Here is an 11,642-nt window from a genome sequence, read left to right on the forward strand (position 1 = left end):
GGGGAGGAAGGGGCAGGAGCGGGAGGAGCGGGGGTGCAGGAGCCGAGCCACAGCGGAAGGGCGAGGGCTGTTGCCGCCACCACAGCACGGACCACCGCCACCCGTTGTCCATCACTGCGCCTGCCTGCCATGCGCGCACCGCAATCCCGTCCCGGTACTTTCCGTGGATTAACGTTACGGCGGGTGCATCCGGCAAAGAATGTCCGGGAGGTACCGGTTGGGACAAGAGTTGGTCACGGCGGTGCCGTTCCCGCCATCAGGAATCCGGTCGCCCCGGCCATACCTTGCCAGCCCACGGATCGTAGTCGGCGATGAGCTCCTCCTGCCTCGGCCGGTCTGCCTCGGGGATGTGCTGCAGGTTCACGCGGACGCGGTACCAGAGGGAGCTGGAACCGCGCATTCCATCAACCAGTACATCCGCCGGATGCAGGGCAGGCAGGAGGCCGGCATGCCGTGACTTCCACTCCTCAAGCGCGGCCAGTGCCTCGGGTTTGGTCTTGGTGCGCGCAACCTCGATCAGCGGCATGACCGACTGCCGGCGTCCAGAGCCGTCCCCGCTGCGCGGCGCCTTCTCCGCCGGACCCAGTTCGGCCGCCAGTGCAAGAAGCCCCTCAAGCGAACCCGCCACGTCGTCTATCCCGGCGTGGGGGTCGCCCACCTCCTCGAAACGTTCGGGAACGGTGAGCACCGTGAACTGTTCGGGCCGCGCGGAGCGCACTTCATCCCAGGCCAGCGGCGTGGAAACACGGGCATCCGGCAGGGGCCGGACCGAGTAGGCCGAGGCCACGGTACGGTCCTTCGCGTTCTGGTTGAAGTCGACGAAGACGCTCTCGCCGCGCTCCTCCTTCCACCACCGCGCCGTGGCGAGGCCCGGGGCGCGGTTCTCCACTTCTCGGGCCAGTGTTTCAGCGGCAAGCCGCACATCACGGTAGGACCACTGCGGTGCAATGCGCACCAGGATATGCAGCCCGCGGGACCCGCTGGTCTTCGGCCATCCGGCCAGCCCGACGTCGTCAAGCACTTCCTGCGCCACGTAGGCGACGTCTACAATTTGCGACCAGTCCACCCCCGGCATGGGATCCAGGTCCACCCGCAGCTCGTCCGGGTGCTCGAGGTCCTCCGCGCGGACGGGATGCGGGTTGAGGTCCAGGCAGCCAAGGTTCACCACCCAGGCCAGGCCTGCGGCATCGCGGATCACGGCTTCTTCGGCTGACGTTCCCGATGCATAGTGGAGCGTCGCCGTATCGACGAAGTCCGGGTGGTTCTCGGGTACGCGCTTTTGGAAGAACGGTTCCGCATCGATGCCCTTGGGGAACCGCTTGAGCACCATGGGCCGGCCGCCGGCGCCGCGCAGGGCTCCGTCCGCCACGGACAGGTAGTAGTTCACCAGGTCCAGCTTGGTCAGCCCGGGCCCGGGGAACACCACCTTGTCGGGGCTCGAGACGCGAACCTCGGCGCCGGCGATGTCAAGGATCCTGGCCGCGGCTTTCGAGGGGTTCATGGCGTCACGCTAGCAACGATCCGGCGCGGCAGCCAGAGTTGCGGACCTGCCGGGTTAAACACGAGATGCCCGGCGCGTAGTATCGCGCCGGGCACCCGGGAAGGCTGCTTAGGCAGCAGGCTGGACGGCTGCAAGGGCATCAAAGACGCCCTTGATCTGCTCCACAACCTCTGCGTCGTCCTTCGGGTGCAGTTCAGCGAAGCGCACCATGGAGCCTGGAACGGCGAGCTTGACGTCCTCGAGGATCTGGGCGCCGGCGATTCCTGCCGCCTTGCGTGCCTCGTCCTGGGCCCAGACTCCGCCGTACTGGCCGAAGGCGGTGCCGACGACGGCGGTGGGCTTGCCGGCAAGGGCGCCCGCGCCGAACGGGCGGGACAGCCAGTCGATGGCGTTCTTCAGCGCGGCGGGAACGGTGCCGTTGTGCTCGGGGGTGACCAGCAGGACGGTGTCCGCCTCATGGGCCGCGGCGCGCAGGGCGGCAGCAGCAGCCGGGACCTGGCCTTCGACGTCGATGTCCTCGTTGTAGAAGGGGATGTTGCCCAGGCTTTCGTGGATGACAACCTCCACCTGCTCCGGTGCGTTCAGCTGGATGGCTTCAGCCAGCTTCTGGTTGGTGGACTCGGCGCGCAGGCTGCCGACGAGGGTGAGGACGGTGCTCTTGGTCATATGGACTCCTGGGGTTGGGGCGGCGGGAGGGGGACCGCCGGCCGGGTAAACAAGAGAGGCTTGATGCCTTCACCCATGTAAACGGACTACGGTCCGCTTCTTATTCCCCCGGGTCTAGAATGTGGGATGTGAGCTCCATCCCAATGCGGCCCGATCTTCCGTCAAAGGGTGCCGCGGAACGCAGCGATGCTGCCCGGAACCGGGAGCGGCTGCTTACGGCAGCCCGGGAACTGATCAGCGAATGCGGCGCGGCAGGGCTGACGATGGACCGGCTCGCGGAGCAGGCGGGGGTAGGCAAGGGCACCGTCTTCCGCCGTTTCGGCAGCCGCGCGGGGCTTATGCTGACCCTGCTGAGCGAATCCGAGGCAGCTTTCCAGGAGCGCTTTATGTTTGGGCCCCCGCCGCTTGGCCCTGGAGCGCCGGGCCTGCAGCGCCTCATCGCGTTCGGCGTGGAACGCATCGCCTATACCGTGGAGTTCGGCGAGTTGGCGCTCGCGGCCCAAAACACTTCCCGCGGGGAGTTCGAGCCTCCTGCTGCCGCCCTGTGGCACCGGCACATCGAACTGCTGCTGCGTGAGGAGGGGCTCGAAGCGGACCCGTGGCTGATGGCCCGCTCACTGGCCGCCACCCTCACCCCGGACCGCCTCCTCAACCTCCTCCAGGTGCATGGCGTGAGTACGGAGCGGTTGGCTGCTTCCTGGCAGGATCTTGTCACAAGGGTTGTCAGCGGAGCGTAGATTACGCCCTTTCCTGCACCCTCGTCCAGTCACATCAACTTCACAAAGTTATTCATAACAATCTGATACGTGCAGTTATGTTTGCGCGCATGGGCCCGTATTTTGCGGGGCCGCTTGTGATAGTTTCCTCTTCGAATGTGACCCGCAACATAGTCCACAGGACTGGCCCACCAGCCGGCGGGTTGCCAGCTACCCGCTGGCAAAGGACCCGGCGAGGCGGCACAACCCCCGCCACCGCCGGGAAAACGGAAGGATCCAGCACGTGATTGTTGATTTGCCCGATACCCTGACCCACCTGCCGGCTCCCTGGTGCCCCGACGTCCGGCTGGCGGCGGCGAAACAGAACTAGGCCCATGCTCAGGTACCTCGCAAAGCGCGGCATCACGTACGTTTTTATGATCTTCCTGACGACCTCGGCGGGATACTTCCTGGCGGTCAGTTCCCTGAAACCGGCCTTGCTGGAACAGGAACGCATTCCCCGCCCCACTCCCGAGCAGGTGGCCAATTCCATGCGCCTCAAAGGCCTGGACCCGGACCTCAGCCCGTGGGAGCGGTACGTGGAATGGCTCACGGCCATCGTCTCCCGCTGGGACTGGGGCCGCAGCCCCAACGGAGCGTACATCAACGCCGAGTTTGGCGACCGCGTCTGGATCTCCACGAGGCTGTTCCTGGCCTCCATCATCCTGACGCTCGTCATCGGGGTGGCGCTCGGGGTCTATTCCGCGGCGCGGCAGTACAAGTTCCAGGACCGCGTCATCACCTCCTACAGCTACCTCGCCTACATTGTGCCTGCCCCCATTGCCTACTTCCTGGTGCAGCTGGGTGCCATCAATATCAATGAAACTGTGGGGGAGCGGATCTTCTTCGTCACCGGCATCTCCACCCCCGGGACAGCGCCGGGGTGGGCGCAGTTCGTGGACATGCTGGCGCACTACGCCGTCCCCACCATCGCCATCACCCTCGTGGGCTGGGGCTCCTACCAGATAGCCCAGCGGCAGTACCTCCTGGACAACGTCAACGCAGACTTTGTCCGGACCGCCCGCGCCAAGGGGCTCACCCGCAACCAGGCCATCTCGCGGCATGCACTGCGGGTTTCGTTCATCCCCGTAGCCCAGAGCATCGCCTTCACCATCCCGGCCATCTTCGCCGGCGGGTTCTTCGCAGAGAAGATCTTCGCCTGGCCCGGCGTGGGCTCCTGGAGCATCGACGCCATCTCACTGCAGGACGTCAACGCCGCCACCGCCACGCTGGCCTACGGCTCCGTCATCTTCGCCCTCGGGGCCATCCTGGCGGACTTCGCCACTACCCTTGTTGACCCGAGAGTGCGGGTGCAGTAACCATGACCAACCTCAACGCCGTCGACCCGGCAGCCGTCGCCCAGGACGCGCACCTGGAAAACGCCGACGTCATTATCGGCAAAAATACCATTATCTTCCGCCGCTTCCTCCGCAACAAGACTGCTGTGGCCGGACTGGTCATCTTCCTCGCCCTGACAGTTTTTTCGTTCGTCGGCGGGTACCTCACCCAGTGGGACAAAGAGACGATCGATCCCTTCAACATCGGCATGCCGCCCTCGGCCGAGCACTACCTCGGTACATCCCAGGCAGGCATCGACCTCTACGCCATGACCGTCGAAGGCACCAGGATCTCCATCCTGATCGGCCTCGTGGTGGGGCTTGTGTCCGTCCTGATCGCCGCCGTCTACGGCTGCACCATGGCGTACTTTGGCGGCAAGGCGGACAAGGTGATGCTCTTCGTCCTCGAGGCGCTCATCATGATGCCCGCCCTGCTGGTGGTCGCAGTGGCCACGAGCGGCGGAGGCGCAGGGCTGAAACGGGACCTGCCCTCCTGGCTGCTGCTGATCATCGTGCTGCTGGTTTTCAGCTGGATGGGCACTGCCCGCCTGATCCGGTCCTTGTCGATGTCGCTGATGCAGCGGGATTACGTCAAGGCCGCCCAATACATGGGGGTCCCGCCGCGGCGCATCGTCTGGCGCCACCTGGTCCCCAACATCGGCTCACTGCTGGTCCTGGACGTCACCCGCGGCGTCACCGGGGCCATTCTCGCCGAGGTGGCTTTCTCCTTCATCGGCATCGGCATCAAGGTCCCGGACGTCAGCCTGGGTGTCCTCATCGGCGGAGCCACCTCACAGGTGCAGACTTTCCCGTGGATGTTCTGGGTCCCGCTCACAGTGATGTTCCTCCTCACCGGCTCGCTGGCCATGATGAATGACGGACTGCGCGATGCCTTTGATCCCAGCTCCAGCTCAAGCGGCAGCGCACGGAAGCGCAAAGCCCGGAATACCAGTGTGAACAGGAACGCCTCATGAGCAGCGAAATCACCGCCGGGCCCGCTGAACAACCCCAGTCAACGGTGGAACGGCTGCACGTCGCGGGGCTGCACGGTCCCACCGACGCCGTCCTGTCCGTCCGTGACCTCAACGTCAGCTTCAATACCGAAAACGGCGTGGTGCACGCCGTCCGGGGCGTCGATTTTGACCTCCTCCCCGGAAAGACGCTCGGCATCGTGGGTGAATCCGGCTCCGGAAAATCCGTGACGTCGCTGGCGATCATGGGCCTGTTGCCCGCCACGGCCGAAATTAAGGGCTCGGTCCGCCTCCATGGCAAGGAGCTGCTGGGCCTCAGTGACAAGGCGATGTGCGCCTACCGCGGCAACGAACTTTCCATGGTGTTCCAGGACCCGCTGTCCTCCCTGACGCCGGTCTACACCGTGGGCACCCAGATCATCGAAGCGCTCACCATCCACCATCCCGGCATGAGCAAGCAGGCCAAAGAAGCCCGCGCCGTCGAACTTTTGGCCATGGTGGGCATTCCCAGTCCCAAGGACAGGCTGAAAGCCTTCCCTCACGAGTTCTCCGGCGGCATGCGCCAGCGGGTGATGATCGCCATCGCCATCGCGAACAACCCTCGTGTATTGATCGCGGATGAGCCGACGACGGCCCTTGACGTCACCATTCAGGCGCAGGTGCTGGAGGTACTCCATACCGCGCAGGAGGAGACGGGCGCCGCCGTCGTGATGATCACGCATGATCTCGGCGTGGTGGCAGGCATGGCGGACGACATCATGGTGATGTACGCCGGCAAGCCGGTGGAAACCGGAGCAGTGGAGGACATCTACTACAACCCCCGGATGCCGTACACCATGGGTCTGCTGGGCGCCGTACCACGGGTGGACGTCGCGGAGAAGGCCTCGCTGGTCCCCATCGAAGGCATTCCGCCCAACCTGATCCACACACCCACCGGCTGCTCGTTTGCGCCCCGCTGCCCCTTGGCTTCTGAGGCCTGCCTTGACGGTGAACCGGCCCTCGCGCCGGTGGCCGGAAGCAGCCTGCACCGGGCCGCCTGCATCAAGTCCGGGTCACTCGGCGGCGAGGTTGACGTCCATGACATCTTCTCGGCCCCGCCTGTCCCTGTGTCCGAATTCGATTCCATCCCCCGCGGGGAGCGCACCACGGTCCTGCAGCTGAAGGACGTGCGCAAACACTTCCCGCTGACCAAGGGCGCCCTGCTCAAGCGGAGGATCGGCACGGTGAAAGCCGTGGACGGGCTCAGCTTCGACATCCGTGAGGGGGAATGCTTCTCCATCGTGGGTGAGTCCGGTTCAGGCAAGACCACCACGCTCCTGGAGATCATGGAGTTCCACAAAGACCAGGACGGCGAAGTGGTGATCGGCGGCCTCAGCAACAAACAGGCTGCCGACGCCCGGACCAAGAGCGCCATGCGCCGGGAACTCCAGATGGTGTTCCAGGACCCCACCGGCGCCCTGGACCCGCGCTTCACCGTCTACGAAGTCCTGGCCGAACCGCTCCAGAACGCCGGCATGGACCGGCAGGCCATCAAGAAACGCATCATGGAGCTGATGAAGCTGGTGGGTCTCCAGCCGGACCACGTCAACCGCTTCCCCAACCAGTTCTCCGGTGGACAGCGCCAGCGCATCGGCATTGCCCGGGCCCTTGCGGTGAATCCGAAACTGGTGGTCCTCGACGAGCCCGTCTCGGCCCTGGATGTCTCGGTCCAGGCCGGGGTGATCAACCTCCTGGACAAGCTCCGCGCCGAGCTGGGCCTCAGCTACCTGCTGGTGGCACACGATCTGTCCGTGGTCCGGCACATTTCCAACCGGGTTGCCGTGATGTACCTGGGCAAGATCGTGGAGATCGGTGAAGTGGACCGGGTTTTCGACAATCCCCGCCACCCCTACACCCGTGCCCTGCTCTCGGCCATCCCGGTGCCGGATCCCAGGGTGGAACGGACCAGGGAGCGGATCATCCTGCAGGGCGACCTGCCCTCGCCGCTGGATGCGCCCAAGGGTTGCAACTTCGCCACCCGCTGCCCCGTGTTCGCCGCCCTGCCGGCTGCGAAGAAGGAAAAGTGCCTCACCCTCGAACCTCCGCTGGAACCAGTGGCACCGTCCGCGGCAGCCCAGGCCCTGGCGGCCAACCCGCTGCCCGTCCTTGACCAGCGTTTCGCCTGCTTCTTCCCGGACGGGGAACTGGACGAGGACATGCTGGTAGTCCACGACCCGGCGGACCACCATGCACCGTAGATTTATTCCATCCAGCACCAGCGGCACCAGCATCACCACCGGCAACAACGAAGGGAACACCATGAGGAATCTGACCAAGATCGGCGGAGCGGCGGCTATTGCTGCGGCTCTGACCCTGACTGCCTGCGGCGGTGGCGGCGCCACCGGGCCGGAAACGGCCAAGGGCCAGGAGGCGGGAAGCGATCTGTCCAAGCTCATCAGCATCAACGAGAAGCCGGCAGCCGATCTTGAAAAGGGCGGGAAAGTCACTCTTCCGCTGGGCAGCATAGGACCGGACTTCAACGGCTTCTCCAACAACGGCAACAGCTCGGACAACTCCGCGCTGATGGCCCCGATCAACCCCGTGGCGGTCACCGGTGGCGGAATCGGCGGCTGCTGGAAGGTGGACTTCGAAGGCAAGGCCACGCCCAACAAGGATTTCTGCGAATCCGTGGAGAGCGAGGTGAAGGACGGCAAACAGGTCGTCACCATCAAGGTCAACGACAAAGCCACCTTCAACGATGGCACTCCCATTGACATCAAGACTTTCCAGAACACCTGGAACATCCTGAAGAGCCCGGATGCCGGCTATGACATCGTCTCCTCCGGGTCCTACGCCTTCGTCGAGTCGGTAGAGGCAGGCAGCAGCGACAAAGAAATCATCACCACGCTGTCCCAGCCCACCTACCCTCTTGAGGACCTTTACTTTGGCCTCATCCACCCGGCCGTGAACACCCCGGAAATCTTCAACGAGGGGTTCGTTGGCGAAATGCACCCGGAGTGGATGGCAGGACCGTTCAAGGTGGACCAGTACGATGCGGCCGGCAAGACCGTGAGCCTGGTGCCGAACGAGAAGTGGTGGGGCAACAAGCCCGTGCTGGAAAACGTGGTGTTCCGCCAGCTTGAAACCAGCGCCCAGATCGCCGCCTTCAAGAACGGTGAAATCGACGCCATGTCCGCCAACACCATCGCCCTCTACAAGCAGCTCGAGGGCACCAAAAACTCCGAGGTCCGCCGCGGCCAGCGGCTCTTCGCCGGCGGCATGAACATCAATGCCCAGAAGATCACCGACGTGGCAGTCCGCAAGGCAATCTTCGCGGCAGTTGACCGTGAAGCCCTCCGCAAGGTCCGCTTCAACGGGCTGAACTGGGAGGAGCCCAGCTCCGGTTCCATGATGCTCCTGCCGTTCTCCGAGTACTACCAGGACAACTACCCCGTCAAGGAAACCGGCCCCGACGCCGCCAAGAAGGTCCTCACCGACGCCGGCTACACCGCAAACGCCGGCGGCATCATGGAAAAGGACGGCAAGCCCGCCGCCTTCAAGATCAGCAACTTCGGTGATGATCCCACCACCCTGGCCTTCACCCAGACCCTGCAGAAGCAGCTGCAGGCCGGTGGTATGGACGTCGGCATCGACCAGCGTGCTTCCGCCGACTTCGGCAAGGTGATCGGCGGCCGCGACTTCGACATGAGCGTCTCCGGCTACACCGTTGGCGCCGACGCCACGTCCGCCGTCAAGCAGTACTACGACTCCAAGACCAACGAAAACGGCCTCGGCGACGCCGAACTGGACAAGAAGATCGCGGAATTGACCTCCATCGAGGACAACGCCGAGCGCAACAAGGCAGCCATGGATGTGGAGAAGGAACACATGGCGAAGTACTTCTCCATGGGCGTGGTCATGAACGGGCCCCAGATCTCCTTCGTCCGCACCGGCCTGGCCAACTACGGACCGTCCCTGTTCCAGAGCCTGTCCCAGGTTCCGGACTGGACCACCCTCGGCTGGGAAAAGAAGTAACCCCGCCCCCGGGACGCTCTCTCACTTAATGTCGGTTTTCCCGCAGCGCCCTCTCACTTTCTTTAAGGAAGTGAGAGGGCGTTGACCGTTAAGGCGCATTAAGTGAGAGAGCGTGCGGGAGTAGCGTAGTCCCATGACCGGAACTGCTGAACGCACCATCCGCACCGCCGTCATTGGCTATGGACTTTCGGGCAGCGTCTTCCACGCCCCTTTGATCGGGGCGGATGCGCGCTATTCGCTGGACGTCATCGCCACTTCCAATGCAGAGCGGCAAAAGGCGGCCACTGCCCGCTACCCGGGCGTCCGGACAGTGCACGACGGCGATGCCGTCCTCGCGCACGCCGCGGACCTTGACCTGGTGGTGCTGGGCACCCCGCCCGCCACCCATTACCCGCTCGCCAAGGCGGCCCTGGAAGCCGGGCTGGACGTGGTGGTGGACAAGCCCTTCGCAGTGACCAGCGAAGAAGGGCAGGAATTGGTGGAGCTGGCCCGGGAGCTCGGCCGCGTGCTGACGGTGTTCCAGAACCGGCGCTGGGACGGCGATTTCCTGACGCTTCGCAAGCTTGTGGCGGCAGAAGCCGTCGGAAAGGTTGCGCGCTTCGAATCGCGGTTCGAGCGGTGGTCGCCCACCATTGCCAAGGCCTGGAAGGCGCGTGCCACGGCGGCGGACGGCGGCGGTGCTTTGTACGACCTCGGGAGCCACCTGATCGACCAGGCCCTCCTGCTGTTTGGCCCCGCCACTGTGGTCCACGCCGAGCTGAAAGCCCGACGGGCGGACGAGCGGGCGGACGACGACGTTTTCCTGGTGCTGCGCCACGAGTCCGGGGTGCTCAGCCACCTCACCATGAACATGCTCTGCGCCCAGCAGGGCGCCCGCTTCCGCGTCCTGGGTTCCGTGGGGGCCTTCACCAAGAACGGGGTTGATCCGCAGGAGCCCTACATCGTGGCCGGCGGCAGCCCCCTTGATGCGGAGTACGGCGAGGAGGCGCCCGAGTGGGCAGGGCTGCTGGGCCGGGACGGCCACCTGGACGCCCTGCCCACTGAACGCGGCGCCTACCCGGAGTTCTACCGCATCCTGGCGGAGAAGATCCTCGACGGCGGCGCAAAATCAGGCCTGCCCCTCCCGGTAAACCCGGAAGACGCCGTCGAGGCCCTCAAACTCATAGAACAAGCACGCGAAGTGGCTTAAAAGAAGAACGGTGGTTGAGCTTGTCGAAACCAGGTCCGACGAGCTCAACCACCGATTGATTAGGCCGAAACCAGCTGGTGCCAGTCGGAGACGAGCGGCAGGTTGTGGGCCTCGGAGACGGAGTGGTGTGCCACGTGGCCGGCGGCGATGTTGAGACCGGCGGCGAGGGCGGGGTCGCGGTCGAAGGCTGCCTTGACGCCCAGGTTGGCCAGGGACACGGCGTACCGCAGGGTCACGTTGGTCAGCGCGTAGGTGGAGGTGTTGGGCACAGCGCCGGGCATGTTGGCCACGCAGTAGAAGATGGTGTTGTGGACCTTGTAGGTGGGTTCCTGGTGTGTGGTGGGGTGGGTGTCTTCGAAGCAGCCGCCCTGGTCCACGGCGATATCCACCAGGACTGAGCCGGGCTTCATCCGGGCCACGAGTTCGTTAGTGACCAGTTTGGGGGCCTTGGCGCCCGGGATCAGGACGGAGCCGATCACCAGGTCGGCGTCCACCACGGACTTTTCGATCTCGTAGGAGTTCGACGCCACCGTCTTGAGCCGGCCCTGGTACTGGGCATCGAGTTCTCGCAGGCGGTTGATATTGATGTCCAGGATGGTCACGTCGGCGCCGAGGCCAAGGGCCATTGCTGCGGCGTTGGTACCCGCAACACCTGCACCAAGAACCACAACCTTGGCCGGACGCACGCCGGGAACGCCGCCGAGCAGGACGCCCTTGCCGCCGGCGGGAGCCATGAGGGATGCGGCGCCTACCTGGACGGAGAGCCGGCCGGCCACCTCGGACATGGGGGCCAGCAGCGGCAGGGTGCGGCCTTCCTGGACGGTTTCGTAGGCGATGGCCGTGACGCCGGAGTTGATGAGTTCGCGGGTGAGCTCGGGCTCGGCTGCGAGGTGGAGGTAGGTGAAGAGGATCAGGCCCTTGCGGAAGCGGTGGTATTCGGCCTTGATGGGTTCCTTGACCTTCATGACCATGTCCGCGCGGGCCCAGACGTCATCCGCCTCGTTAACGATTTCGGCGCCGGCGATGGCGTATTCCTCGTCGGTGATGCCTGAGCCCAGGCCTGCGCCGCGTTCCACCAGCACGGTGTGGCCGTGGGTGCCGAACTCGTGGACGCCGGCGGCGGTGATGGCCACCCGGAATTCGTTGTTCTTGATTTCTTTGGGGACGCCGATGATCATCGTGGGCTCCGTGTTCTCGGCTGGTAGCCGG

The 11,642-nt window shown here is 64.9% G+C and carries 9 protein-coding genes; 6 read left to right on the forward strand and 3 right to left on the reverse strand.

Annotated elements, in window-relative coordinates; genetic code table 11:
- Positions 1-256: 256 nt before the first annotated feature.
- Positions 257-1,501, reverse strand: coding sequence for a non-homologous end-joining DNA ligase (gene ligD, locus FNL14_RS10105; protein ID WP_142059712.1), 1,245 nt, complete (start codon positions 1,499-1,501; stop codon positions 257-259).
- A 108-nt stretch (positions 1,502-1,609) separates the two neighbouring features.
- Positions 1,610-2,167 (reverse strand): NAD(P)H-dependent oxidoreductase, encoded by a 558-nt coding sequence (locus tag FNL14_RS10110; protein WP_142059714.1) that lies wholly within the window; start codon positions 2,165-2,167, stop codon positions 1,610-1,612.
- A gap of 128 nt (positions 2,168-2,295) precedes the next feature.
- Between FNL14_RS10110 and FNL14_RS10115 the strand changes: the two genes are divergently transcribed.
- The 6 genes from FNL14_RS10115 (at position 2,296) to FNL14_RS10140 (ending at position 10,433) form a co-directional block, all read left to right on the forward strand.
- Complete coding sequence (locus tag FNL14_RS10115) at positions 2,296-2,904, forward strand: TetR/AcrR family transcriptional regulator (RefSeq protein ID WP_255470777.1); 609 nt, start codon at positions 2,296-2,298, stop codon at positions 2,902-2,904.
- 353 nt (positions 2,905-3,257) lie between these two features.
- Positions 3,258-4,241 carry an ABC transporter permease gene (locus FNL14_RS10120; RefSeq protein WP_142059716.1) on the forward strand — a complete coding sequence of 328 codons (984 nt, stop codon included), beginning with the start codon at positions 3,258-3,260 and terminating at the stop codon, positions 4,239-4,241.
- A 2-nt stretch (positions 4,242-4,243) separates the two neighbouring features.
- The gene (locus FNL14_RS10125) at positions 4,244-5,233 is read left to right on the forward strand and encodes an ABC transporter permease (RefSeq protein ID WP_142059718.1); all 990 of its coding nucleotides are present in this window, start codon (positions 4,244-4,246) and stop codon (positions 5,231-5,233) included.
- Positions 5,230-7,467 carry an ABC transporter ATP-binding protein gene (locus FNL14_RS10130; protein WP_142059720.1) on the forward strand — a complete coding sequence of 746 codons (2,238 nt, stop codon included), beginning with the start codon at positions 5,230-5,232 and terminating at the stop codon, positions 7,465-7,467. Before FNL14_RS10125 ends, FNL14_RS10130 begins: the two co-directional genes overlap by 4 nt.
- 61 nt (positions 7,468-7,528) lie before the next feature.
- Positions 7,529-9,244 carry an ABC transporter family substrate-binding protein gene (locus FNL14_RS10135; protein WP_142059722.1) on the forward strand — a complete coding sequence of 572 codons (1,716 nt, stop codon included), beginning with the start codon at positions 7,529-7,531 and terminating at the stop codon, positions 9,242-9,244.
- 133 nt (positions 9,245-9,377) lie between these two features.
- Complete coding sequence (locus FNL14_RS10140) at positions 9,378-10,433, forward strand: Gfo/Idh/MocA family oxidoreductase (protein ID WP_142059724.1); 1,056 nt, start codon at positions 9,378-9,380, stop codon at positions 10,431-10,433.
- A 59-nt stretch (positions 10,434-10,492) separates the two neighbouring features.
- Here FNL14_RS10140 and ald read toward each other — a convergent pair whose 3' ends face one another.
- On the reverse strand, positions 10,493-11,611 hold the full coding sequence (gene ald / locus FNL14_RS10145) for an alanine dehydrogenase (RefSeq protein ID WP_142059726.1): 1,119 nt from the start codon (positions 11,609-11,611) through the stop codon (positions 10,493-10,495).
- Between the last annotated feature and the right edge of the window lie 31 nt (positions 11,612-11,642).

Source organism: Pseudarthrobacter sp. B4EP4b (genome assembly GCF_006680095.1).
In the GTDB taxonomy this organism is placed as follows: domain Bacteria; phylum Actinomycetota; class Actinomycetes; order Actinomycetales; family Micrococcaceae; genus Arthrobacter.